At 67.9% G+C, this 22,652-nt stretch carries 23 protein-coding genes, 1 other RNA gene and 1 pseudogene; 14 read left to right on the top strand and 11 right to left on the bottom strand.

The genetic code is table 11. The features are described from left to right. The first annotated feature begins 3 nt into the window (after positions 1 to 3). Positions 4 to 684 (top strand): DUF2490 domain-containing protein, encoded by a 681-nt coding sequence (locus GON01_RS01715; protein WP_157025384.1) that lies wholly within the window; start codon positions 4 to 6, stop codon positions 682 to 684. Here the strand turns inward: GON01_RS01715 and GON01_RS01710 are convergent. Then, positions 681 to 1,718, bottom strand: coding sequence for a rod shape-determining protein (locus GON01_RS01710; RefSeq protein WP_157025382.1), 1,038 nt, complete (start codon positions 1,716 to 1,718; stop codon positions 681 to 683). The two genes, GON01_RS01715 and GON01_RS01710, sit on opposite strands and share 4 nt — an antisense overlap. 306 nt (positions 1,719 to 2,024) lie before the next feature. Between GON01_RS01710 and GON01_RS01705 the strand changes: the two genes are divergently transcribed. Beyond that, positions 2,025 to 2,297, top strand: a complete 273-nt coding sequence (locus GON01_RS01705; RefSeq protein ID WP_157025381.1) for a hypothetical protein — start codon at positions 2,025 to 2,027, stop codon at positions 2,295 to 2,297. Positions 2,298 to 2,328: 31 nt separating this feature from the next. Here GON01_RS01705 and GON01_RS01700 read toward each other — a convergent pair whose 3' ends face one another. Beyond that, positions 2,329 to 3,486 (bottom strand): aminotransferase, encoded by a 1,158-nt coding sequence (locus GON01_RS01700; RefSeq protein ID WP_157025379.1) that lies wholly within the window; start codon positions 3,484 to 3,486, stop codon positions 2,329 to 2,331. Positions 3,487 to 3,611: 125 nt separating this feature from the next. Here GON01_RS01700 and GON01_RS01695 point away from each other — a divergent pair. The 3 genes and pseudogenes from GON01_RS01695 to mtnC all read left to right on the top strand — a co-directional run. Next, positions 3,612 to 4,115, top strand: a pseudogene (locus GON01_RS01695) (class II aldolase/adducin family protein); the annotation flags it as partial. Then, on the top strand, positions 4,112 to 4,447 hold the full coding sequence (locus tag GON01_RS01690) for a hypothetical protein (RefSeq protein WP_181600168.1): 336 nt from the start codon (positions 4,112 to 4,114) through the stop codon (positions 4,445 to 4,447). The pseudogene GON01_RS01695 and the gene GON01_RS01690, both read left to right, overlap by 4 nt. Beyond that, a complete protein-coding gene (gene mtnC / locus GON01_RS01685; RefSeq protein WP_157025375.1) occupies positions 4,444 to 5,034 on the top strand; it encodes an acireductone synthase in 591 nt (196 codons plus the stop codon). The genes GON01_RS01690 and mtnC overlap by 4 nt, the downstream gene beginning before the upstream one ends. A gap of 32 nt (positions 5,035 to 5,066) precedes the next feature. Here mtnC and accC read toward each other — a convergent pair whose 3' ends face one another. From accC to aroQ, 3 genes are read right to left on the bottom strand one after another with little or no spacing between them, the layout of a single operon-like run. Next, positions 5,067 to 6,413: an acetyl-CoA carboxylase biotin carboxylase subunit gene (accC, locus tag GON01_RS01680; RefSeq protein WP_157025373.1), complete on the bottom strand. Its 1,347-nt coding sequence runs from the start codon at positions 6,411 to 6,413 to the stop codon at positions 5,067 to 5,069. Positions 6,414 to 6,419: 6 nt separating this feature from the next. Continuing rightward, on the bottom strand, positions 6,420 to 6,893 hold the full coding sequence (accB, locus tag GON01_RS01675) for an acetyl-CoA carboxylase biotin carboxyl carrier protein (protein ID WP_157025371.1): 474 nt from the start codon (positions 6,891 to 6,893) through the stop codon (positions 6,420 to 6,422). 14 nt (positions 6,894 to 6,907) lie between these two features. Further along, entirely contained in the window at positions 6,908 to 7,339 is a 432-nt protein-coding gene (gene aroQ / locus GON01_RS01670) for a type II 3-dehydroquinate dehydratase (RefSeq protein WP_157025368.1), read from the bottom strand. A 54-nt stretch (positions 7,340 to 7,393) separates the two neighbouring features. Here aroQ and thiS point away from each other — a divergent pair, with 54 nt between their 5' ends. Beyond that, entirely contained in the window at positions 7,394 to 8,398 is a 1,005-nt protein-coding gene (gene thiS, locus GON01_RS01665; protein WP_157025367.1) for a sulfur carrier protein ThiS, read from the top strand. On the opposite strand, the gene GON01_RS01660 is transcribed toward thiS, so the two are convergent. Further along, positions 8,395 to 8,739 (bottom strand): cupin domain-containing protein, encoded by a 345-nt coding sequence (locus GON01_RS01660; protein WP_157025365.1) that lies wholly within the window; start codon positions 8,737 to 8,739, stop codon positions 8,395 to 8,397. The genes thiS and GON01_RS01660 overlap by 4 nt on opposite strands. 79 nt (positions 8,740 to 8,818) lie before the next feature. Here GON01_RS01660 and GON01_RS01655 point away from each other — a divergent pair, with 79 nt between their 5' ends. The 5 genes from GON01_RS01655 to GON01_RS01635 all read left to right on the top strand — a co-directional run bounded on the left by GON01_RS01655 (position 8,819) and on the right by GON01_RS01635 (position 16,195). Then, positions 8,819 to 8,989, top strand: a complete 171-nt coding sequence (locus tag GON01_RS01655) for a CsbD family protein (protein WP_157025363.1) — start codon at positions 8,819 to 8,821, stop codon at positions 8,987 to 8,989. A gap of 66 nt (positions 8,990 to 9,055) precedes the next feature. Further along, positions 9,056 to 9,841 carry an alpha/beta hydrolase gene (locus tag GON01_RS01650; RefSeq protein WP_232328572.1) on the top strand — a complete coding sequence of 262 codons (786 nt, stop codon included), beginning with the start codon at positions 9,056 to 9,058 and terminating at the stop codon, positions 9,839 to 9,841. A 75-nt stretch (positions 9,842 to 9,916) separates the two neighbouring features. Then, positions 9,917 to 10,777, top strand: coding sequence for a LolA-like protein (locus GON01_RS01645; RefSeq protein ID WP_157025361.1), 861 nt, complete (start codon positions 9,917 to 9,919; stop codon positions 10,775 to 10,777). Positions 10,778 to 10,782: 5 nt separating this feature from the next. Next, positions 10,783 to 14,004 carry a sialidase family protein gene (locus GON01_RS01640; RefSeq protein WP_157025359.1) on the top strand — a complete coding sequence of 1,074 codons (3,222 nt, stop codon included), beginning with the start codon at positions 10,783 to 10,785 and terminating at the stop codon, positions 14,002 to 14,004. Between the two features lie 106 nt (positions 14,005 to 14,110). Continuing rightward, a complete protein-coding gene (locus GON01_RS01635; RefSeq protein ID WP_157025357.1) occupies positions 14,111 to 16,195 on the top strand; it encodes a TonB-dependent receptor family protein in 2,085 nt (694 codons plus the stop codon). Here GON01_RS01635 and GON01_RS01630 read toward each other — a convergent pair. Then, positions 16,168 to 17,352 (bottom strand): MFS transporter, encoded by a 1,185-nt coding sequence (locus GON01_RS01630; RefSeq protein ID WP_198159750.1) that lies wholly within the window; start codon positions 17,350 to 17,352, stop codon positions 16,168 to 16,170. The two genes, GON01_RS01635 and GON01_RS01630, sit on opposite strands and share 28 nt — an antisense overlap. Positions 17,353 to 17,406: 54 nt before the next feature. On the opposite strand from GON01_RS01630, the gene ffs reads away from it, so the two are divergent. The 3 genes from ffs (at position 17,407) to GON01_RS01615 (ending at position 19,605) form a co-directional block, all read left to right on the top strand. After that, positions 17,407 to 17,504: signal recognition particle sRNA small type (gene ffs, locus GON01_RS01625), an RNA gene on the top strand. A gap of 167 nt (positions 17,505 to 17,671) precedes the next feature. Next, on the top strand, positions 17,672 to 19,285 hold the full coding sequence (locus GON01_RS01620) for a DNA polymerase III subunit gamma/tau (protein WP_157025355.1): 1,614 nt from the start codon (positions 17,672 to 17,674) through the stop codon (positions 19,283 to 19,285). Further along, entirely contained in the window at positions 19,282 to 19,605 is a 324-nt protein-coding gene (locus tag GON01_RS01615) for a YbaB/EbfC family nucleoid-associated protein (protein ID WP_157025352.1), read from the top strand. Before GON01_RS01620 ends, GON01_RS01615 begins: the two co-directional genes overlap by 4 nt. Before the next feature lie 147 nt (positions 19,606 to 19,752). Here the strand turns inward: GON01_RS01615 and moaC are convergent, their stop codons facing one another. The 4 genes from moaC to GON01_RS01595 are packed head-to-tail and all read right to left on the bottom strand — an operon-like array spanning position 19,753 to position 22,643. Continuing rightward, the gene (gene moaC / locus GON01_RS01610; RefSeq protein ID WP_157025350.1) at positions 19,753 to 20,226 is read right to left on the bottom strand and encodes a cyclic pyranopterin monophosphate synthase MoaC; all 474 of its coding nucleotides are present in this window, start codon (positions 20,224 to 20,226) and stop codon (positions 19,753 to 19,755) included. Further along, positions 20,219 to 21,061: an indole-3-glycerol phosphate synthase TrpC gene (trpC, locus tag GON01_RS01605; protein WP_157025348.1), complete on the bottom strand. Its 843-nt coding sequence runs from the start codon at positions 21,059 to 21,061 to the stop codon at positions 20,219 to 20,221. The genes moaC and trpC overlap by 8 nt, the downstream gene beginning before the upstream one ends. After that, entirely contained in the window at positions 21,058 to 22,056 is a 999-nt protein-coding gene (gene trpD / locus GON01_RS01600) for an anthranilate phosphoribosyltransferase (protein WP_309503723.1), read from the bottom strand. The genes trpC and trpD overlap by 4 nt, the downstream gene beginning before the upstream one ends. Further along, positions 22,053 to 22,643 (bottom strand): anthranilate synthase component II, encoded by a 591-nt coding sequence (locus GON01_RS01595; RefSeq protein ID WP_157025346.1) that lies wholly within the window; start codon positions 22,641 to 22,643, stop codon positions 22,053 to 22,055. Before GON01_RS01595 ends, trpD begins: the two co-directional genes overlap by 4 nt. Positions 22,644 to 22,652 lie beyond the last annotated feature (9 nt).

Below are 22,652 nucleotides of genomic sequence, written 5' to 3'. Positions count from 1 at the left end.
GACATGCGTTATTCCTTGATTCTCGTTTCGGCGGCCGCGATTTCGGCCCTGGCCACCCCCGCCGCGGCGGGGAGCGACGCGCAGCTTTGGAGCGGCGTGAACGGGACCGTGAAGCTGAGCGACGAATTCAAGCTGTCGCAGGAGCTCGTCGTCCGGTTCAGCGACAACCGCAACGGGCTGTACGAGATCGAGAGCAACACGCTGCTCGGCTATAGCGTCGGCAAGAATGTCACGCTCTGGGCAGGCTACACCCACAACCCGCAATATTCAGGCGGCGACTTCACCGTGATGGAGCACCGCGCGCGCGAGCAGGTGACGTTCGACAATGTCGCGAAGATCGGCGGCGGCACGTTGAGCGGCCGGTTGCGCCTGGAGCAGCGCTGGCGCGAGGGGGTCGATGGCACGGCCTGGCGGGTCCGGCCCTACGTCAAGTACAGCCTGCCGTTCCGCGCCGGCCACAAGACGGCGCTGGTGCTGAGCCACGAAAGCTTCGTCAACCTGAACAATACCGGTTTCCAGAAGACCGACGGCCTGGACCGGATGCGCAACGCGATCGCCGTCACCACGCCGATCGCGCAGCATGTCAGCCTCGAGGTCGGCTACCTCAACCAGCACGGCTTCGTGCGCGGCGGCCCGGATACAGACGACCACGCCGCGACGATCACCCTGGGCCTGTCCTTCTAGGCCGCGAGCAGCACGCCGCGATAGTCCGGATCCTCCAGCGCGCGACCGGCGCCGCGGGCGACGCAGACCAGCGCATCGTTGGCGACGGCGACGGGAAGCCCGGTCGCTTTCGCGATGCGGCGGTCGATGCCGTGCAGCAGCGACCCCCCGCCCGTCATCACGATGCCGCGATCGACGATGTCGGCGGCAAGCTCGGGCGGCGTCTGCTCCAGCGCGGCGCGGACGGCGTGGACGATATGCCCGACCGGCTCCTGGATCGCCTCGGCGATTTCCTTCTGCCCGATCTCGATTTCGCGCGGCTTGCCGGCGACCAGGTCGCGGCCCTTCACCTTCATGTGCGGCTCGTCACCCTCGTCGGCGGCGGCCGTACCGATCTGGTGCTTGATCCGCTCGCTGGTCGCTTCGCCGACGACGAGATTGTGCCGCCGACGGATCGAGGCGGCGATCGCGTCGTCCAATTTGTCGCCGCCGACCCGGACCGAGCCGCTATAGGCGAGCCCGCGCAGGCTGAGCACCGCGACTTCGGTGGTGCCGCCGCCGATATCGACCACCATCGCCCCGACGGGCTCGGTCACCGGCAGGTTGGCGCCGATCGCGGCCGACATCGGCTCTTCGATCAGCCAGACCTTGCCCGCACCCGCGTTGGCGGCAGCGTCGCGGATCGCGCGGCGTTCCACGTTGGTCGAGCCCGACGGCACGCTGATCGCCATTTCGGGGCGGCGGGGCAGGGCGGAGCGCCCGCCCTGCGCCTTTTCGATGAAATGCTTCAGCATCTGCTCGGCGACTTCAAGGTCCGCGATGACGCCGTCGCGCAGCGGCCGGATCGCGCGGATGTTGGCCGGCGTCTTGCCCATCATCAGCTTGGCGTCGCTGCCGACCGCGCGCACCTTCTGCACGCCGTCCCTGGTCTCGAGCGCCACCACCGAAGGCTCGTTCAGCACGATGCCCTTGTCGCGAACCCAGACCAGGGTGTTCACGGTGCCGAGATCGATGGCCATGTCGTGCGACGACAGGCGAAGAAAACGCGAAAACATGAATTTGCCACCCCGGGAAAGCGCCCGACGCATCAAGCGGCATTGCGCGGGCGCCGCCAAGTCGTGCGGACTCCGTTCGGCGCGCTCTGGCCTCACAAGTCGGCTCAGCTGTTTCGCGGCCGCGACGGAGCGAATAATGGTCTGAAAACCAACAATTGTTAGAACCATTCAGGTCGCCGTGACTCCCTGCACGGGCCGTCGTGCCTGCTAAAAAGGGTTCATCCGGCGTTCACCGAAAAAGGCCGGTCGTGCGCGTGGGGCGTGCCTGGTCGCCCGCTCCGCCTCACCTCAATCGGGGAATGTCAGATGAAGAAGATCCTGTTTGTTGCGGCCGCTTCGATGCTCGGCTCGGCCCTCTACGCACAGGCGCAGCAGCCTGAGCCCGCGCCGTCGGCCACGCCCGACGCGGCCGCGACGACGGCCGATACCACGGCCGCGACAGCGCCGGCCGACGCGACGGCGCCGGACCCGGCCCAGCCCGTCACGACGGAGGCCGCGCCGCCCAGCGACACCAGCTCGGCCACCGAGAGCGACGCGCACAAGGGCAAGCACAAGAAGAAGCCGCGCGGCGGCATGTAAGCGGGATGCGGGGGGCTTCGGCCCCCGCTCCTCACGCGCGAAGCACGGCCAGCGCCCGCGCCATCCGTTCGGCCGCCGCATCCAGCGTCTCGTCGCGCTTGGCGAAGCAGAGGCGGACGACGCCGGTGACCGGATCGTCGGCGTAGAATGCCGAGACCGGGATCGCCGCGACCCCGAATTCGGCGACCAGCCGGTCGCAGAACGTCGCGTCGTCCAGCGCGATGCCGGAAGCGGCGAGGTCGAGCGACAGGAAATAGGTCGCTTCGCTCCTGGGCACGGACCAGCCGGCCTCGCCCAGTTGCGTCGCCAGGCGATCGCGCGAACGGGCGAGATTGGCCCGCATCTCCTCGAAATAGGCGTCGTCCTTGCCCAACCCATAGGCCGCCGCCGCCTGCAGGTTCGGCGGGGTCGTGAAGGTCAGGAACTGGTGCGCGCGCGACAGCGGTCCGGCGAGCGCCGGCGCGGCGCACATCCAGCCGACTTTCCAGCCGGTCAGCGAGAAGATCTTGCCGGCCGAGCCGATCTTGACGGTCCGCTCGCGCATGCCGGGCAGCGCCATCGGCGAGACATGGCGGCGGCCGTCGAAAACGACATGCTCCCACACCTCGTCGCTGACCAGCACGGCGTCGCACGCGATCACCCGCTCGGCGAGCAGCGCCAGCGCGTCCGGCCCCGTCATGGCGCCGGCGGGATTAAGCGGCGTGTTCAGGATCGCGACGCGGGTGCGCTCGCCGAATGCGGCGTCCAGCGCCTCGGCCGTGATGCGCCAATCGGGCGGCGCGAGGCGGACCAGCCTGGGCACGCCGCCCGCGCGCAGCACCAGCGGCAGATAGGCGTCGTAGAGCGGCTGGAACATCACCACTTCGTCACCGGGCGAGACCAGCGCCAGGATCGCGGCGGCGATCGCCTCGGTCGCGCCCGAAGTGACGATCACTTCTTCCGGCTGAAGGTCGAGCTGCTGATGCCGCCGGTAATGCGCGGCAACGGCCTCGCGCAGCTCCGGCAGGCCTGCCATCGGCGGATATTGGTTGGACCGCTCGACGAGTGCCCGCGCCGCCGCATCGACCACGTCCGCCGGGCCGTTCGAATCGGGGAAGCCCTGGCCAAGGTTGATCGCCCCCATCTCCCGCGCCCGCGCCGACATTCGCTCGAAGATCGTGGTCGGCATGGTGGCGTAGAGCGGGTTCATGGGCGCCTTTAGAGAAGAATGAGAGGGCTTCGACAAGCGTGGCGCGAGGGATCGACCAAGCAGCCGGAGCTCTCGCGGCCCTGGGGCGGGCGTTCCATGCATGGGGCTGAGCGCCGGCAACGTCGGGCGATTACTCGGCGCGCCTGGATGACGGCCGGATCGCGATCACCGTCTCGGGCGCGCACAAAGGGCGCCTGACGCCGGCCGACACCATGCTGATCGATTCGGGCGATCCGCGCCGCCCCTCGGCCGAAACCGCGCTGCACCTGAAGATCTACCGCGCCTTCCCGGAGGTCCGATCGGTGCTGCACCGCCATGCGGCCATTTCGGTGGGGCTGGGCCGCGCGAGCGGCGACGCCTGGACGATCGCGGGACACGAGTTGCTGAAGGCTCTGCCGGGCGTCGCCACGCATGAAGCCAGCGTCACGATCCCGATCGTGGAGAACGATAAGGGCATGGCCGTGATCGGGGCGGCGGCGATGCCGCGCCTCGCCGCCGCGCCGGCCTTTATGATTCGCAGCCATGGGCTATACGGGTGGGGCCGCAGCATCGCCGAAGCGGAGCGCGTCGTCGAAGCGCTCGAATGGCTGGCGGAGGCGGAGCTGGCGGAACGGAGATACAGGGGATGACGCGGCTCACGGTCTTCGACGAGGCAGGCAGCATGATGGCCGCGACCGAAGACGCCGACGCGATCGCGCAGGCGCTGGCGGACATCGGCGTGCGGTTCGAGCGCTGGCCGGCGGGCGAGCAGGAGGCTCGGGCCGAAGCGTTGCGGGCGCAAGGCTATACGACCGTCGACACCGTCTCCGTCACGCCCGACCACCCGGATCGCGAGGCGATGCGCGCCAAATTCCTGTCGGAGCACCGGCATGCCGACGACGAGGTGCGCTATTTCGTCGAAGGCTCCGGCCTGTTCACGCTGCGGGAGGGCGGCCGCGTCCCGCGGCTGGAGCTGGCATGATCCGCGCGATCCTGACCGATATCGAAGGCACGACGTGCAGCATCTCGTTCGTGGCCGATACGCTGTTTCCCTATGCCCGGGCCCGCATCCGCGACTATCTCGCCGCCCATCCGGACGAGGCGGAAGGCGTGCCGGTCGAGACGCTCGAGCGCTGGATCGACGAGGACCGCAAGGACCCGGTGCTGAAGCGCATCCAGGGCCGCATCTGGCGCGAAGGCTTCACCAGCGGCGCGCTGAAGGGCCACATCTATCCCGACGCGCTGACCGCGCTCAGGCGCTGGCGGGAGCGCGGGCTGCGGCTGTTCGTCTATTCATCCGGCTCGGTCGAGGCACAGCGGCTGCTGTTCGGCCATTGCGAGGCGGGCGACCTGACGCCGCTGTTCGAGGGCTTTTTCGACCTCTCAGCCGGGTCGAAGCTGGAGCCGGATTCGTATCGCGGGATCGCGGAGACGATCGGCCTGCCGGCGGCCGATATCCTGTTCCTATCCGACAATGAGCGGGAGATCGAGGCGGCGCGGGCGGCCGGGTTGCATGTGCAGCTGATCGACCGGGTGCGCGGCGACACGTTCGAGAGCATCCGCCATTGAAGCTGGACGGCGCGTGCAAGGCACGGGAGGACTTATTGCTGCTTCGCCAGCCACTCCTCCAGCCATTTGATGCTGTAGTCGCCGGCCTGGAATTCCGGGTCCTCGAGTAACGCCTGGTGGAGCGGGATCGTCGTCTTTACGCCTTCGATCACGAACTCCTCGAGCGCCCGGCGGAGGCGGCGGATCGCGCCTTCGCGGGTGTGGCCCCAGACGATCAGCTTCGCGATCATCGAGTCGTAATAAGGCGGGATGCGGTAGCCGGAGTAGAGCCCGCTATCGACGCGGACGTGCAGGCCGCCGGGTGCGTGATAGGAGCTGACCAGGCCCGGCGAGGGGGCGAAATTCTGCGGGTCCTCGGCATTGATCCGGCATTCGATCGAATGGCCGCGGAAGGTCACGTCCTGCTGGCGGAGCGTCAGCGGATGGCCGTCGGCGATCCTGATCTGCTCGCGTACCAGGTCGAGGCCGGTGATCGCCTCCGTCACTGGATGCTCGACCTGCAGCCGGGTGTTCATCTCGATGAAGTAGAACTGCCCGTCTTCCCACAGGAACTCGATCGTGCCGGCACCGCGATAGCCCATGTCGGCCATCGCTTTGGCGACGATGCCACCCATCCGCGCCCGCTCTTCCGGCGTGATGACGGGGGAAGGGGCTTCCTCCAGCACTTTCTGGTGGCGGCGCTGCAGCGAGCAGTCGCGCTCGCCCAGGTGGATCGCATGGTCGTTGCCGTCGCCGAACACCTGGAACTCGATGTGGCGCGGATTGCCGAGATATTTCTCGATATAGACGGTGTCGTCGCCGAACGCGGCCTTGGCCTCGCTGCGCGCCTGGCCCATCAGGCTTTCGAGCCGGTCCTCGGACGGGACCACCTTCATGCCGCGCCCGCCGCCACCCGACGCCGCCTTGACGATCACCGGATAGCCGATCTCGGCGGCGATCCGCCGCGCCTCGGCGAACTCGCTGACGCCGCCGGCCGAGCCGGGGACGAGCGGCAGGCCGAGCGCGCCGGCGGTCCGCTTGGCCTCGACCTTGTCGCCCATCGTCCGGATATGCTCGGGCTTCGGCCCGATCCAGATCAGGTTGTGGCTCTCGACGATCTCGGCGAAGCGGGCGTTTTCGGACAGGAAGCCATAGCCGGGATGGATCGCGTCGGCGCCGCTGATCTCGGCCGCCGAGATGATCGCGGGGATGTTCAGATAGGATTCGGCGGCGGGCGGCGGCCCGATGCACACCGCCTCGTCGGCCAGACGGACGTGCATCGCGTCATTGTCGGCGGTGGAGTGCACCGCGACCGTCTTGATCCCCATTTCGTGCGCGGCGCGGTGGATGCGCAGGGCGATCTCGCCGCGATTGGCGATCAGGATCTTGGAAATGGCCATCGCCGGTTACTCGACGACGACGAGCGGCTGGTCGAACTCGACGGGCGCGCCGTTCGCGACGAGCACGGCCTTGACCGTCCCGCCGTGCGGGGCGGTGATCGGGTTCATCACTTTCATCGCCTCGATGATCAGCAGCGTGTCGCCGGCATTCACTTTGCCGCCGACGGAGACGAAATTGGCCGCACCCGGCTCCGGCGCCAGATAAACGGTGCCGACCATCGGCGACTTTATCGCGTTCGCCGACTCGGCCGGCGGCGGAGGCGCGGCATGGGCGGCGGCGGGCGCCGGCGCCGCGGGTGCAGCGGCCGGGGCAGGCGCGGCCACGGTCGCGGCGACCGCCTGCACCTTGCGCTGAACCTTGATCCTTCGCTCCCCGTCCTGAACCTCGATTTCGGTGAGGTGAGTCGCGTCGAGTAGCTCGGCGAGCTGGCGCACCAGATCGGTGTCGACCTGCATCGTCCCCTTGTTCGTATCGGTCATTCGGCGGCCCTTACTCAAAGCCGGGCGGCGGCGTCCAGCGCAAGCAGATATCCCATCGCTCCGAAACCCGCGATGGTTCCCTTCGCGGCCTTGGCCGTATAGCTGCGGTGCCGGAACGGCTCGCGCGCATGCGGGTTCGACAGATGCACCTCGATCACGGGCACGGAGATCGCCTTTACCGCGTCGTGGAGCGCGACCGAGGTGTGGGTGTAGCCGCCCGGATTGAGGATCACCGCCTTCGCGCCGTCTGCATTGGCTTCGTGCAACCAGTCGATCAGATGGCCTTCATGGTTCGACTGGCGGAATTCCACGTCGAATCCCAGCTCGCGCGCGCGATCCTCGACCTGGCCGGCAATGTCGTCGAGCGTGTCGTGCCCGTACACCTCGGGCTCGCGCAGGCCCAGCAGGTTGAGGTTGGGGCCGTTCAGGACGAAGATGGTCGGCATTGATCCCCCGATGCCCAGACAATATCTGCGCGGCCTTACACGATTGGATTTTCAATGCACACCGACGGTACGATCACGATCAGCGTCAATGGCGAGCACAAGCGCGTCGCGGCCGGACTGAGCATCGCCGAGCTGGCGAGCGAGCTGGGGCTGGTGCCGGAGAAGGTCGCGGTCGAGCGTAACCTGCAGGTGGTGCCGCGTTCGGCCCTGGGGCAGGTGCTGGTCGAGGACGGCGACGAGCTGGAGATCGTCCATTTCGTCGGCGGCGGCGACCATGCCGGGCGGATCGACGAGGACAGCTGGACGGTCGCCGGCCGCACCTTCCGGTCGCGGCTGATCATCGGCACCGGCAAGTACAAGGACTTCGCCGAGAACGCGGCGGCCGCCGAGGCGTCGGGCGCGGAGATCGTCACGGTTGCGGTGCGGCGGGTCAACATCGCCGATCCCAACCAGCCGATGCTGACCGACTTCATCGACCCGAAGCGTTTCACCTATCTGCCGAACACCGCCGGCTGCTTCACTGCCGAGGACGCGATCCGCACGCTCAGGCTGGCGCGCGAGGCAGGCGGCTGGGAGCTGGTGAAGCTGGAAGTGCTGGGCGAGGCGAAAACGCTCTACCCGGACATGGTCGAGACGCTGCGCGCGACGGAGATCCTGGCGAATGAGGGCTTTCTGCCGATGGTCTATTGCGTCGACGATCCGATCGCCGCGAAGCGGCTGGAAGATGCGGGCGCGGTCGCGATCATGCCGCTCGGTGCGCCGATCGGCTCCGGCCTCGGCATCCAGAACCAGGTGACGATCCGCCTGATCGTCGAGGGTGCGAAAGTGCCTGTGCTGGTTGATGCGGGCGTCGGCACCGCGTCCGACGCCGCGCTGGCGATGGAGCTCGGCTGCGACGGCGTGCTGATGAACACCGCGATCGCCGAGGCGAAGGACCCGGTGACGATGGCCCGCGCGATGAAGCTGGCGGTCGAAAGCGGCCGCCTCGCCTACCGCGCCGGGCGCATGGGCAAGCGCCGCTACGCCGATCCGTCGAGCCCGCTGGCGGGACTGATCTAGGGAAGCTCGCCCCCGGCCGCGCCGTAGAAGACCCGCCACAGCGCGAGGTCAGAGCCGAAGTCAGCATAATGATGGCTCACGCCGGCCGCGACGAAAAGAATGTCGCCTGGGCCGAACGATGTACGCCGTCCTTCATGGACCAGCACGCCGTTGCCGCGAACAACGAAATAGATTTCGTCCTGCTCGTGCGGCGTCTGGACGTTCGGCGGCAGGGGGACAGACAGCCGGACATCCAGCGTCCCCCGCTTGAGCGCCAAGGCCGATCGTTCGCCGTTCGGGCCCGGCACCTGCGCCTCCAACCCCGCCAGCGTGATTACACCGCTGCGTTCACCTGCCTCCATGCTTTTGCCCCTCGGCTGCCGGAACGGGCACGGCTCGCGGGTCGTTGAACTCGCGTTCCCATTCCCAAGGAGAAATACGATGGGCGAGCTGATCGACAAGATCAAAGGCAATGCGAACGAGGCGGCGGGCAAGCTGAAGCAAGCCTCCGACAATCCCGACGTGCGCGATGAAGGCGCTGGGCAGGAGCTGAAGGGCAAGGGCCAGCAGCTGAAGGGCAAGATCAAGGGCGCGCTGGGCGACGATATCTGACGTCTGCGCGAGTCTCCGTTGCGGTGCCGGTCCGGATTGCGCAGGATCGGGGCGACGGAGACTCGCATGCGCATTCGCAAGGCCGCCCGATTTTCCTTTGCCGCCGCCGCGATGCTGGCGGCAGTCGGCTGCCACGCCGCTCCCGATACAGGGAAGGCCGAGGCTCCTGCCGGACAGGCTCACACCGAGCCGGTCACGCTGACTGCCGCCGACGGCGTCAAGGTTTACGGCACCTGGTATCGCGCCGAGCATCCGAAAGCGCTGATCCTCCTTTTTCATCAAGCCGGTTCCAGCAGCGGCGAATATGCGACGATCGCGCCGAAGCTGGTCGCGATGGGCTATAGCGCGTTCGCGATCGACCAGCGCGCGGGCGACGGCATGTTCGGCGAGAACCGGACCGCCAAGGCGCTGGGCCATGATGCCGGCTATCTCGATGCGAAAGCCGATCTTGAAGCAGCGCTCGCCTGGGCGAAGGACAGGAAGCTGCCGGTGCTGCTGTGGGGCAGCAGCTATTCGGCGGCTTTGGTGTTCCTGGTCGCGGCCGAGCACCCCGGCGAGGTGGCCGGCCTGCTCGCCTTTTCGCCGGGCGAATATCTGGGCAGCGACACGATGGTGAAGGCGGCCGCCGCCAAGCTACGGGTGCCTGTCTTCGTCACGTCGGCAAAGAGTCCGGAGGAGATCGCCGCCGCCCGCGCGATCGCCGAGGCGGTACGCGTCGCCGGCACGACCCTGTTCGTGCCGCAGGAGGGTGGGGTTCACGGCTCGTCGACGCTGATCCCGGCACGCGATCCCGCGGGCGCGGAGGAGAATTGGAAGGCTGTCCAGGCCTTTCTGCGCCGCGTCGTGCCCTGAGGTCGCGCGCACACCCCCGTTGACCGGCGGCCGAACCAGTCGCAAAACGGAAGAAAGTATACAGGGAGGATCAGCATGAGGCTTGTTGCGTGCGCGGCATGGGCCGCGGCGCTTGGTCTGTCCGGCGCGGCGATCGCGCAGGGGCAACCGAGCGCGGACGAACTGGTCGCGAAGAACCTGGCGGCGCGCGGCGGCACCGACGCGCTCGCGGCGCTGAAGTCGGTGAAGTTCACCGGCAAGCTGATCTTCCCCGGCGATTTCCAGCTCGCCTATGACGAGACCCGCGCGCACGAGGCGAAAGGCGACGCGACTCGCGTCAACGCGTCGATCCAGGGGCTGACCCTGGTCCAGGCCTATGACGGCGCGAACGGCTGGCGGATCAATCCCTTCCAGGGCCGACGCGACGCGGAGAAGATGACCGAGGACGAAGCGCGCTCGATGGCCGACTCGGCGCTGATCGACGGCGTGCTGCTGTCCGCGAAGAAGGAAGACGCGAAGGTCGCCTATCTGGGCCGCGAGGATTTCGACGGCACGCTCGGCTATAAATTGAAGGTGTCGCAGCCCGATGGCGACGAGTTCGTCTATCTGCTGGACCCCGACACCTTCCTCGAGATCAAGATGACGGAGACGCGCCGCCTGCGGGGCGCGCAGCAGGTCACCGAGTACGAGCTCGGCGATTACGAGAAGGTCGGCGGCGTCTATTTCCCGATGTCGATCGACAGCTGGCAGCCCGGCCAGTCGAACCAGCGCCAGCGGGTGATCATCGCGTCGGCCGAGGCGAATGTGCCGGTGCCGCCATCGATGTTCGCGCAGCCGGCCGATGCGGCCAAGCCGACGCTGCCCGGGCCGACGGACAAGAATCTGCAGCCGCGCGACAAGAACGAGAAGCCGGCCGATTCCGACGTTCCGCACCCCTCCAAGCCCAAGGCGGAGTGATCCCCATGCGCAGCATCCTGCTCACCACGACCGCCCTGCTGCTGGCCGGGCCCGCCCTGGCCGCCACCGCGCCGGCCGCCTATGCCGATTCGGCCGCCATCTCCGGCCTCGGCATCCGCAACATCGGCTCGGCGGAAATGTCCGGCCGCATCGCCGCGATCGCCGGTCGCGCCGAAAAGGACGGCAAGACGACGCTGTATGTCGGCGCCGCTTCGGGCGGCGTCTGGAAGTCGGAGGACGGCGGCACGACCTTCCGCCCGGTGTTCGACAAGCAGCCGGTGGCATCGATCGGCGAGATCGCGCTCGACCCGACCAACCCGCAGACGGTGTGGGTCGGCACGGGCGAAAGCTGGACCCGCAACTCGGTCTCGATCGGCGGCGGCGTGTATAAGTCCACCGACGGCGGCGAGACCTGGCAGCTGATGGGGCTGCCGAAGACGGAGCGGATCGTCCGCATCCTGGTCCATCCGAAGGACGGCAACACCGTCTATGTCTGCGCGCCCGGCCCGCTCTGGTCCGACAGCATGGACCGGGGACTCTACAAGACCACCGACGGCGGCCGGACCTGGACGCAGATCATCAAGCCGGCGAACCTGTCGACCGGCTGCTCGTCGGTGGCGATGGACCCGAACGATCCCGAGCATCTGCTCGCCGGCACCTGGGATTTCCGCCGCACCGGCTGGGATTTCCGCTCCGGCGGGCACGGGCCGAACGCGCCCTCCGGCAGCCGGATGATGGAATCGCGGGACGGCGGCCGCACCTGGACCGACCTCAACGCCCAGACTCGCAGCGGCCTGCCGAACCAGCCCTGGGGCCGGGTGGAGATCGCCTGGGCGCCGTCCGATCCGAAGCGCGTCTATGCCTTTGTCGAGAATGTCCGTTCGGCGCTCTACGTCTCCGAAGACGGCGGCAAGACCTTCCAGGAGCGGGATCGCAGCCAGGGCATGGTCTGGCGGCCCTTCTATTTCGGGCGGCTGGTGGTCGATCCGAAGAACCAGGACCGCGTCTTCAAGATGGGCTATCACATGATCGGCTCGGAAGACGGCGGCAAGAGCTTCACCGATTCCGCCCAGTCCAGCCATGCCGATTGGCACGCGCTGTGGATCGACCCGACCAACACCAGGCACATGATCGGCGGCGACGACGGCGGCCTGTGGCTGACGGAGGACGGCGGCACCAAATGGCGCCACGGCCTGAACCTGCCGATCAGCCAATTCTATCACGTCAGCGTCGACGACAAGGATCCGTACCAGGTCTATGGCGGCCTGCAGGACAATTCGTCCTGGGTCGGCGACCAGGAATATCCGGGCGGCATCACCAACAGCCGCTGGGAGAATCTGTACGGCGGCGACGGCTTCTGGGCGTTCCCGGACCCGGCCGATCCCGATTACGTCTATGCCGAGTATCAGGGCGGCAGCATCAGCCGGATCAACCGCAAGACGCTGGAGCAGCGCGATATCCAGCCCAAGGCCGGCTATAAGGAAAAGCTGCGGTTCAACTGGAACACGCCGATCCACATGTCGCCCAACGAAAAGGGCACGATCTATATCGGCTCCCAATTCCTTTTCCGCAGCCGCGATCACGGCCAGAGCTGGGACCGCATCTCGCCCGACCTGACCACCAACAATCCCCAGCTGCAGCGCCAGGAGGAATCGGGCGGCATCACCGTCGACAACTCGGCGGCCGAGATGCACACGACGATCTATTCGATCTCGGAAAGCCCGAAGGCGGCGGGCCAGATCTGGGTCGGCACCGACGACGGCAACGTCCAGCTGACTCGCGACGGCGGCAAGAGCTGGACCAACCTGACGAAGAATCTGAAGCTGCCGAAGGACAGCTGGATCAGCTGGGTGGAGGCGAGCCGCTACGACCCTGCGGTCGCCTATGTGACGGTCGACCGGCACAATAGCGGCGACTTCCAGCCCTATTTGTTCCGCACCGCGGACTATGGGAAGACCTGGAAGCCGCTGATCGGGCCCAGGACCGAAGGCGTGCGCGGCTATGTGCATGTGGTCAGGGAAGACCGGGTCGATCCGAACATCCTGTTCGTCGGAACCGAATTCGGCCTGTTCATGTCGCTGGACGGCGGCGCGGACTGGGCGCAGTTCAAGCCCAACAATTTCCCCGACGTGGCGGTGCGCGACCTCGCCATCCAGGACCGCGACGACGACCTGGTGCTGGCGACGCACGGCCGCGGCATCTGGGTGATCGACGATTTGAGCCCGCTTCGGGCGCTGACGCCGGACAAGCTGGCCGCCACCGCCGTGCTGATCCCGGGACCGAAGGTGCAGCAGCGCATCCAGGGCAATGGCGGCTGGGCCGAGGGCGACGCCACCTATGTCGGCGAGAACCCGCCGGACGGCGCCGTCATCACCTATTACCAGAAGGCGCGCCACGTGATCGGGCGGATGAAGCTCGAGGTGCTGGACGCCAGCGGCAATGTCGTCGACGAGCTGCCCGCGTCGAAGCGGCGCGGGCTGAACCGCGTCGTCTGGTCGATGCGGACCAAGCCGCCGCAGGTCCCGCCTGCCGCGCAGATCGCCTTCCGCTCGACCCAGGGCGAGCGCGTGCTGCCGGGGCAATATACGGTCCGGCTGACCAAGGCGGGCGAAGTCTCGACCGCGCCGATGACGATCGGGCTGGATCGCCGCGCCACCTTTACGCTCGCCGACCGTAAGGCCCAGTATGACGCGGCCGAGCATGTGAAGACGCTGTTCGCGCGGATGAGCAAGCTGGTCGCCCAGATGAACGCGGCGCGGGCGCAGGCGGCGAAGGTCGCGGCCGATCCGAACGCGTCGCCGGCCGCCAAGGCCGAGGCGAAGGCGTTCGGCGACAAGGTCGAGGCGCTGCGCACGCAGGTCGTCGCGACTAAGGAGGGCGGCGCCATCACCGGCGAGGAGCGGCTGCGCGAGCATATGGACTATGCCTATGGCGCGGTCACCTCGACCGAGCAGCGGCCGACCCCCTATGCCCTTGCCCGCGTCGATGCGCTCGAAAAGGAGCTGAGCGAGGTGGAGGCGGCCTGGGCGGCGCTTTCCGCGCAGGGCATGGGCAAGGTGAATGCGGCCGCCGCGGCGATGGGCCTGTCGTCGGTCGATCTCGCCGAAGTCGAGGCGGAGGATGACGGCGCGCGGGGCGGCGATGTCGACGCGCTCATCCGGGGGCTTGTCGGCACCCGCTTCACCGGGCAGCTGGCCGCGCTCGCCGGCAAGGGCGAGAAGGAATAGCGGCACTTCATCCGACGGATCGGGAAGCGGGGGGCGTGGCGACACGGAGCCTCCCGATCGCGTCTGAACCGGCCCAGACTCAGGGAGATATCGTTTGATAGCAGTAATGATCGGTCTCGCTGCCGCGCCGGTGGCGGCGCAGGAACCGCGGGGTACCATCATCGTCGAGGGCTTCCGGGTCGAGCCGCAGGAGGACAAGCCGGCGAAGCTCGATCATATCCTGCCCGAGGTCGACGGCACCAAGGTGACCGTCACCAAGAAGACCAGCGTCACCAAGCTCGAGCAGCAGCCGCCGGTGATCGAGACGCAGGGACGCGAGCTGTTCGCGCGCACGCCGGGCCTGCTCGTGTCCGAGCAGCAGACGCCGACCCAGTTCAACCTCAGCTATCGCGGCATCGGCAACCCACAGGAAGCCGAATATGTGCTGGTGCTGCAGGACGGCATCCCGATCCAGTCCGATTGGATCGGCTTTCCGACGCTCTACTACGTCCCGCTGCCGCAGAGCCTGTCCGAGGTCCAGCTGATCCGGGGCGGATCGAGCCTGCTCTACGGCCCCGAGCCGACGCCTGCGGTCAATCTCGTCTCCAAGCGCCCCGACCCGCGCGGGCCGGCGCTGACCGGTTCCACCCAGCATCTGGTCGGCAGCGACGGGCTCTATTCGACGTTCAACGTGCTGGAAGGAGTGTCGGGCGAGGTCGAGTATCGCGGCTCGCTCGGCTACACCAAAAGCGACGGGCAGCGGCAGAACTCTGCGTCACACCTGCTTCAGGGCGATCTCTACTTCGGCTACCGCCCGACCGATCATGCGCTCTGGTATCTGCGCGTGCAGGGGCATAGCGCGGAAGCCGGCAATCCGGGCCGGATCAGCTACCCGCAATTCCTGGCCGATCAGAATTTCGCGCCCACGCCCGTCAACCGCGACTGGGTGCGGCGCGGCGCGATCATCCTGGGCAACGAGCTGGAGCTGGGCGACGGCTGGCGCTTCGAGGGCAAGGCCTGGGCGTCGGACCTGCAGCTCTATACCCGCGCCGCCCGCGATGCCGCCGCGACCACGACCACGCTGCAGGACGAGCGGTTCCGGAACCAGGGCCTCGACCTCCGCGCGCGAAAGCGCTGGGGGCGGGGCAATGCCTTCACGTTCGGCGTCACCGGCACGCATAGCAGCGCGCCGTTCCTCCAGTTCACCAGCACCAGCCTGACCGCCGATCGCGGCGAGCATAGCGGTACGCCGCGGCTGGACCAGGATCGCGAGTCCTGGCTCGGCGCGATCTTTGCCGAGAATGTGTTCCGGCTGCCGCACCGCTTCCATGTCGTGCTGTCGGGCCGGCTGGACGTGGAGAAGCTGCGCGTCCGCGAGACGGTCAGGCCGCCGAACCTGACCCGGCCGCTCTCCAACGTCGAGGTGTCCCGCACGGTGCCGCTGCTGGGCATCGGCATCGGCAACGATTTCGGCAAGGACAACGAGACCTATCTGAGCATCACGCAGGGGTATCGGCCGCTCCGCTATTTCGACGTGGCGTCGCCTTTCTCGAACCTGCAGCCGGGCAATGAGGCGGACGCGCCGGAATCGACCTCGTACGAAGCGGGCCTCCACGGCACGCCGCTGCCGGGCCTGTTCTACGACGTCAGCCTGTTTCAGGTGAACTTCCGCAACCGCATCGAGAGCCGGCGGCTGAACGCGACCGACGTGATCAACGTCAACACCGGCGACACGCGGCATCGCGGCTTCGAAGGCGAGGTCTCGTACGACTTCCTTGCCGCACGCGATGGCGCCGAGCATCTGACCGCGTTCCTGAACCTCGCGCTTTTGGACGCGAAGTTCGTCGCCAGCGACAATCCGGCGCAGATCGGCAAGCGGCCGGCCTTCGCGCCCAGGTCAATCGTCAAGGGCGGCATCACCTGGCGCGAGACGGGCAAATACAGCGTCAGCCTGACCGGCCTGTCGGTCAGCTCGCAATTCTTCCAGGATTCGAACCTGCCCGTCGGCAGCGGCGCCAGCCTCGTGCCGGCGAAAGTGCCGGCCTATCAGGTGTTCGACCTGGCCGGCGAATGGACGGTTCTGCCCCACGTGCGGCTGCAGGCGGGCGTGCAGAACCTCTTCAACGAGAAATACTACGCCCGCGTCTTCCAGACCGGACTGGAGCCGGGCCGCCGCCGAGCGGTCTATGGCGGAGTGACGTTCGGCTTCTGAAGCCCGATCAGCAGCACGGCCGACAGCGCGGCGGCGGCGGCCCCGGCCAGGAACGTCGCGCCGGAGCCGAACCGGTCCCAGATCAGCCCCGCGCCTAGGCTCGCGACCAGCAGCGCGAGCCCGGTCGCGAGGTTGAACGCGCCATAGGCGGAGCCGCGCAGATCGGCGGGCGCATGGTCGGCGACCAGCTTTGCGAATAAGCCTTGGGTCAGCGCCATGTGCAGGCCCCAGAGCAGGATGCCGGCGAATGCCGTCGTCAGCGCGCCGGCGAAAGCGAGCAGCAGGTCGGCGCCGATCAGGCAGGCGATGCCGGCCAGCAGCAGATGGCGTGAGGGAAGGCGGTCGGCGACTACGCCGGCCGGATAGGCGCCAAGTGCGTACACTAGATTCATCGCAACCAGCACCGCCGGCGCCAGCGCGATCGGCAGCGCCAGCTCATGCGTGCGCAGGATCAGGAACGCCTCGCTGAAGCGGGCGAGGGTGAAGACCACGCCGATGCCGGTCACGCCCCAGAATGCGCCGCCCAGCCGCGCCAGTTCGGCTATGGCGAGCGGTGGCCGCACCTCCGCCGGGCGCGCTTGCGGCGGGTCGCGGACCCAGAGCAGCACGACCAGCACCGCGCCCGCCGCCGGGATGCTCGCCAGCCAGAAGACCGCCCGGACATTGTCGGCCAGCAGCAGCATCAGTGCGATCGCGAGCAGCGGCCCGACAAAGGCGCCGACCGTATCCAGCGACTGGCGCAAACCGAAGGCGCGGCCACGGATCGCCGCCGGCGTCACATCGGCGATCAACGCATCGCGCGGCGCGCCGCGCAGGCCCTTCCCGATCCGGTCGGCGAAGCGGGCGCCCAGCACCAATTGCGCCGAGCCGGCGAGCGCGAACAGCGGCTTTGACAGCGCCGCGAGTGCGTAGCCGACAAGGATCAGCGGCCGGCGCCTTCCCAGCCGGTCGGAGAGGTAGCCGGAAAAGACCTTGGCGATCGAGGCGGTCGATTCGGCGATGCCGTCGATCAGGCCGACCAACGCGACGCTGGCGCCCAGCGTTGCGGTCAGGAACAGCGGCAGCAGCGCGTGGACGGTCTCGGACGATAGGTCCATCAGCAGGCTGACAAGCCCGAGCGCCCAGACGGTGCGCGGCAACGCGTAGCGATCGCTCACTGATTCTCCCGGGCCGTTCGCTTGCCCTATGCCACATCTTGCCCCATATGCCCGCGCGGGAGTCGGGCGGACGTGGCATTCGCCAACCCGGTCAGGTCCGGAAGGAAGCAGCCGCAACGAACACGCCACGGGTCGTTCCGGCTCCCACCGCGCAGCGCGGGCACGGATTAGCGAACGCTAATCCGACCTCGCGCAAGCGCGGCCGGCCTCGCTTCCAGCGAGGACCGACGACGCGGCTTCGCCGCGGCGCTACCTACGAAGAAGAAGGTGGATTCCGGCTTTCGCCGGAATGACGGGTTTGTGCTAACCCGAGGCCAGTATGTCCGAATCCCCCGCTTATCGCGTTCTCGCGCGCAAATACCGGCCGCAGCGTTTTTCCGAGCTGATCGGGCAGGACGCGATGGTCACCACGCTGGGCAACGCGATCCGGCGCGGCCGGCTGGCGCATGCCTTTCTGATGACCGGCGTGCGCGGGGTGGGCAAGACGTCGACCGCAAGGCTGATCGCCAAGGCGCTGAACTGCGTCGGCCCGGACGGGCAGGGCGGGCCGACGATCGATCCGTGCGGCGTCTGCGAGCCGTGCGTCGCGATCGCCGAAGGCCGGCACATCGACGTGGTCGAGATGGACGCCGCCAGCCACACCGGCGTCGACGATGTGCGCGAGATCATAGAGGCAGTGCGCTATTCCGCGGTCTCGGCGCGCTACAAGGTCTATATCATCGACGAAGTGCACATGCTGTCGAAGAACGCGTTCAACGCGCTTCTGAAGACGCTCGAAGAACCGCCTGCGCATGTGAAATTTCTGTTCGCGACGACCGAGGTCAACAAGGTGCCGGTCACGGTGCTGTCGCGCTGCCAGCGTTTCGACCTGCGCCGCATCCCCGCCGACAAGCTGGCCGCGCATTTCGCGCACGTGATCGACGCGGAAGGCGCGCAGGCTGAAGCGGAGGCGCTGGCGCTGATCGCGCGGGCGGCGGAAGGGTCGGCGCGCGACGGCCTGTCGATCCTCGACCAGGCGATCGCGCACGCGGACATGGGCGGGGAAGGAATCGTCACCGCCGATCAGGTCCGCGAGATGCTGGGCCTGTCCGATCGCGGCGCGATCCGGCGCCTGTTCGGTCAATTGCTGGCGGGCGAGGGGGCGGCGGCGCTGACGGCGCTGCGCGACCAGTATGACCTGGGCGTCGATCCGGTCGGCGTGCTGCGCGGGCTGCTCGAGGCCGTGCATGCGGTGACGATGGCGAAGATGGGCGGCGGCGCGGACCCGGCGCTTTCCGGCGAGGAGCGGGAGCTGCTCGACGGCTGGGCGGCGCGCCTGTCCTTCGCCCAGCTGCACCGGCTATGGCAGCTGCTGCTGAAGGGGCATGAGGAGACGGTGCGCGCGGCGATGCCGATCGAGGCCGCTGAAATGGCGCTGCTGCGCCTCGTGCACGCGGCCGAGCTGCCCGATCCGTCCGAGCTGCTGAAGCGGATCGCGGGCGGCGAGCCGGTCGCGCCGGCACCGGCGCGCGCTCCGGCTTCCGCGCCGCCGCCGGCCGCTCCGGAGCCTGCCGCGCACTATCCCGAAAGCTTCCCCGCGCTGGTCGACCTGCTCGGCAAGAGCGGCAAGCCGCTGCTCGCCCAGCAGCTCCACGATTTCGTCGGCCTGCAGCGCTACGCCCCGCCCGAGCTGGCGGTGAGGCCGCTGAAGCCCCTGCCGGGCGATTTCATGCGCGACCTGGCCGCCGCGCTGCGCACGCTGACCGGCACCGTCTGGACCGTCGGCACCGATGACGGCGGCGCGCAGCCATCGCTGCTGGAGCAGGAGCGCGCGGTCGAGGAAACGGCGAGGCAGGCGATTCTCGACACGCCCTTGGTCAAGGCGGCGTTCGAAGCGTTTCCCGATGCGGAGCTGATCGACTACAGCGCGGCCGAACAACGGAGTGCCCCATGAAGAACCTCGACGACATCCTCAACATGGCGAAGAACGTCCAGGACGAGCTCGCCAAGGCGCAGGCCAATCTCGACAAGATCGAGGTGGAAGGCGTGTCGGGCGGCGGCATGGTCAAGGTCCGTGCGACCGCCAAGGGCCGGATCATCGGGGTCGATATCGACGAATCGCTGCTTCAGCCGAGCGAGAAGCAGATGCTGGAAGACCTGGTCGCCGCTGCCTTCAACGACGCCCGCGCGAAGGCGGACGCCGCGTCTTCGCAGGAAATGGGCAAGATGACCAGCGGCCTGCCGCTCCCGCCAGGATTCAAGCTGCCCTTCTGATCGCCCGGCTTCCGCGCGAGCGGAAAGGCTGCTTTGTCTCGCACAAAGAACACGAAGAACACGAAGAGAAGCTGCCGATCCTTTGTGCTCTTCGTGTTCTTCGTGCGAGACTAATTAACTGACCGCTTAAGCAGCAAGTGCGTGCAGCTAGGGCTCCGCACGCCAGTCGCCCGATTTGCCGCCGGTTTTGCTGACCAGCCGCACGTGTTCGATCGTCATTCCTTTGTCGATCGCCTTGCCCATGTCGTAGAGAGTCAGCAGCGCGATCGAGACGGCGGTGAGCGCTTCCATCTCGACGCCGGTCTTTCCCTCGGTCGCGACGGTCGCTGTGGCGGCGATCGCGTCGGTCTCGAAGGCGAACTCGATCGATACGCGCGTGATCGGCAGCGGATGGCAGAGCGGGATCAGCTCGCTCGTCCGCTTGGCCGCCATGATCCCGGCGACCCGCGCCACCGCGAGTGCGTCGCCCTTGGCGAGCGCGCCGGCGCGGATCGCCTCCAGCGCCTCTCCGCTCATCCGGATGCGCCCGGCGGCGATCGCCTCGCGGGTGGTGATGGCCTTGCCGGACACATCGACCATGCGCGCTGCGCCACTCTCGTCCAGGTGCGTGAGCTTAGGCATTGCCCAGCAGCGCCCGTGTCGCCGCCTCCACGTCCGCCTGCCGCATCAGCGCTTCCCCGATCAGGAAGCAGCGCACGCCGTGATCCGACAAGCGTTTCAGATCGTCATGCGTGCTTATCCCGCTTTCGGCCACGAGCATCACGTCGGGCGGCACAAGCCGCGCCAGCTCGATCGTCCGACCGATATCCACCGTGAAGTCGCGGAGGTCGCGATTATTGACCCCGAGCAGCCGTGATTTGAGGCGCAACGCACGCTCGAGTTCGTGCGCGTCATGGACTTCGACCAGCACGTCCATCGCTTGATCGAGAGCAGCCGCCTCAATCTCGGCCATCTGGCGGTCTTCCAGAGCAGCCACGATCAGAAGAATCGCATCGGCGCCCATCAGTCGGGCCTCGTCCGCCTGCCACGGATCGACCATGAAGTCCTTCCGAAGGACCGGCAAATCGCAGGCCTGCTTCGCCGCAATCAGGTAATCCTCATGACCATGGAAATAGTCTTGGTCGGTGAGGACCGAGAGGCAGGCGGCGCCGCCCGCCTCATAGGCGCGTGCATGAACCGGAGGATCGAAATCGGGGCGGATCAGGCCTTTAGACGGGCTGGCCTTCTTGATCTCGGCGATCAGGCCATAACCCCCAGCCTGAACCTTCCGGTTCAGCGCTGCCCTGAAACTCCGCAGACCGCCGATGACCGCAGCATCCAGACCGATCTCATATTCCGCATCGGCCTCGCTCACGTCCCTGCCGGGAGACCGCTGGCGCATGTCGCTCAAATAGTGAGCCTTCCGTGCCGCCACTTCCTCGCGCTTATGAGCGCAGATTTCCTGGAGTTTGTTCATCGATACGCGATCCAGCAGTCGAGCAGGGCGTTGGCAAGCCCGTTGTCGAGCGCTTCCGCGGCCTCCTCCACGCCTTCGGTGAGCGTGCTCACCCGGCCGGCGACGACCAGCGCGGCGGCGCTGTTGAGGACCGCGGCGTCGCGATAGGCGCCGGGCTCGCCCTGGAGCAGGCGGCGGAGCGCGGCGGCGTTGAAAGCGGGATCGCCGCCACGAAGCGCCTCGATCGGGTGCGTCTCCAGGCCGACATCGGACGGGTCGATGCGAAGCGTGCCGGTGCCGCACTGACCGACGCGCACGATCGTGCTCGGGCCGGAGATCGACAGCTCGTCGAGCGGCTCGTCGCCCGCGACCAGCATCGCCGCTTCGATGCCGAGCAATTGCAGCGCCTCGGCATAGACGCCCATGAAATCGGGCCGCGCGATGCCGATCAGCTGCCGTGTCACCCGCGCGGGGTTGCAGATCGGGCCGACCAGGTTGAACACGGTGCGGCGGCCGATCTTCCGCCGGATCGGTGCGAGGGCGTTCAGCGTCGGGTGCTGCTTCTGCGCGAACAGAAAGGCGATGCCGAGATCGGCGAGGCTCCGCTCGGCGGTCGCGGCGGCGATGTCGAGATCGAGGCCCAGCGCTTCCAGCGTGTCGGCGGCGCCCGCCTTGCTTGAGGCGGCGCGGTTGCCGTGCTTGGCGACCGGCACGCCGCATGCGGCGACCAGGATGGCCACCGCGGTCGAGATATTGAGGCTGTGCTGGCCATCGGCGCCGGTGCCGCAGACGTCGATCGCGTGCGGCGGCGCGTGGACTTCGATCATCCGTGCCCGCATCGCCCGCGCGCAGGCCGCGATCTCGATGCTTGTTTCGTCGCGGACCGACATGTCGGTCAGGAACCGTTGCACGTCGTCCGGCTCGCACCGCCAGTCGAGCATGTCCCCGAACGCCGCCTCGGCGGTCGCCATGTCCAGGGGAGTGCGGGCATCGGGGAGGGGGGCGAACGACGTCACGCGCGCTCCAGCACGCGCAGGCCGGCGATCCGCATGAAATTGGCCAGCATCGCGTGCCCGTGCTCCGTGGCGATGCTTTCGGGGTGGAATTGCACCCCGTGGATCGGCAGCGTGCGGTGCATGAAGCCCATCACGCTGCCGTCCGGCGCGCGGGCGTTGATGCGGAGCGTGTCGGGCAGGCCTTCCTCGGGGACGATCAGCGAATGGTAGCGGGTCGCGGTGAAGGGGGAGGGGAGACCTTCGAACAAGCCGGTCCCGTCATGCTCGACCGGCGAGGTCTTGCCGTGCATCAGCCCGCCGCGCACGACCTGGCCGCCGAAATGCTGCCCGATCGCCTGGTGACCCAGGCAGACGCCGAGCAACGGCTTGCCCGCCTCCGCGCAAGCCGCGACCAGGTCCAGCGACACGCCGGCCTCGTTCGGCGTGCATGGCCCCGGCGAGATCAGGAACGCCTCCGCCCCCGACGACAGCGCCTGCCCGGCCGAGATCGCGTCGTTGCGCACGACGTCCACCTCGGCGCCCAGCTCCATCAGGTAATGGACAAGGTTCCAGGTGAAGCTGTCATAATTGTCGATGGCGAGGATCATGGGGCGGCC

The organism is Sphingomonas horti (assembly GCF_009753715.1).
GTDB classification, from domain to species: Bacteria; Pseudomonadota; Alphaproteobacteria; order Sphingomonadales; family Sphingomonadaceae; genus Sphingomonas_B; species Sphingomonas_B horti.
This window is presented reverse-complemented; position numbering and strand designations above follow the sequence as displayed.

Coding starts and splice junctions, on each gene's coding strand:
- GON01_RS01595 (WP_157025346.1), bottom strand. CDS start 22,643: ATGATCCTCGCCATCGACAATTATGACAGCTTCACCTGGAACCTTGTC.
- GON01_RS01635 (WP_157025357.1), top strand. CDS start 14,111: ATGATCGGTCTCGCTGCCGCGCCGGTGGCGGCGCAGGAACCGCGGGGT.
- accB (WP_157025371.1), bottom strand. CDS start 6,893: ATGACCGATACGAACAAGGGGACGATGCAGGTCGACACCGATCTGGTG.
- trpC (WP_157025348.1), bottom strand. CDS start 21,061: ATGAACAAACTCCAGGAAATCTGCGCTCATAAGCGCGAGGAAGTGGCG.
- thiS (WP_157025367.1), top strand. CDS start 7,394: ATGCACACCGACGGTACGATCACGATCAGCGTCAATGGCGAGCACAAG.
- GON01_RS01710 (WP_157025382.1), bottom strand. CDS start 1,718: ATGTTTTCGCGTTTTCTTCGCCTGTCGTCGCACGACATGGCCATCGAT.
- GON01_RS01715 (WP_157025384.1), top strand. CDS start 4: ATGCGTTATTCCTTGATTCTCGTTTCGGCGGCCGCGATTTCGGCCCTG.
- accC (WP_157025373.1), bottom strand. CDS start 6,413: ATGGCCATTTCCAAGATCCTGATCGCCAATCGCGGCGAGATCGCCCTG.
- GON01_RS01655 (WP_157025363.1), top strand. CDS start 8,819: ATGGGCGAGCTGATCGACAAGATCAAAGGCAATGCGAACGAGGCGGCG.
- GON01_RS01640 (WP_157025359.1), top strand. CDS start 10,783: ATGCGCAGCATCCTGCTCACCACGACCGCCCTGCTGCTGGCCGGGCCC.
- GON01_RS01660 (WP_157025365.1), bottom strand. CDS start 8,739: ATGGAGGCAGGTGAACGCAGCGGTGTAATCACGCTGGCGGGGTTGGAG.
- mtnC (WP_157025375.1), top strand. CDS start 4,444: ATGATCCGCGCGATCCTGACCGATATCGAAGGCACGACGTGCAGCATC.
- aroQ (WP_157025368.1), bottom strand. CDS start 7,339: ATGCCGACCATCTTCGTCCTGAACGGCCCCAACCTCAACCTGCTGGGC.
- GON01_RS01700 (WP_157025379.1), bottom strand. CDS start 3,486: ATGAACCCGCTCTACGCCACCATGCCGACCACGATCTTCGAGCGAATG.
- GON01_RS01645 (WP_157025361.1), top strand. CDS start 9,917: ATGAGGCTTGTTGCGTGCGCGGCATGGGCCGCGGCGCTTGGTCTGTCC.
- GON01_RS01705 (WP_157025381.1), top strand. CDS start 2,025: ATGAAGAAGATCCTGTTTGTTGCGGCCGCTTCGATGCTCGGCTCGGCC.
- GON01_RS01650 (WP_232328572.1), top strand. CDS start 9,056: ATGCGCATTCGCAAGGCCGCCCGATTTTCCTTTGCCGCCGCCGCGATG.
- moaC (WP_157025350.1), bottom strand. CDS start 20,226: ATGCCTAAGCTCACGCACCTGGACGAGAGTGGCGCAGCGCGCATGGTC.
- GON01_RS01690 (WP_181600168.1), top strand. CDS start 4,112: ATGACGCGGCTCACGGTCTTCGACGAGGCAGGCAGCATGATGGCCGCG.
- GON01_RS01615 (WP_157025352.1), top strand. CDS start 19,282: ATGAAGAACCTCGACGACATCCTCAACATGGCGAAGAACGTCCAGGAC.
- GON01_RS01620 (WP_157025355.1), top strand. CDS start 17,672: ATGTCCGAATCCCCCGCTTATCGCGTTCTCGCGCGCAAATACCGGCCG.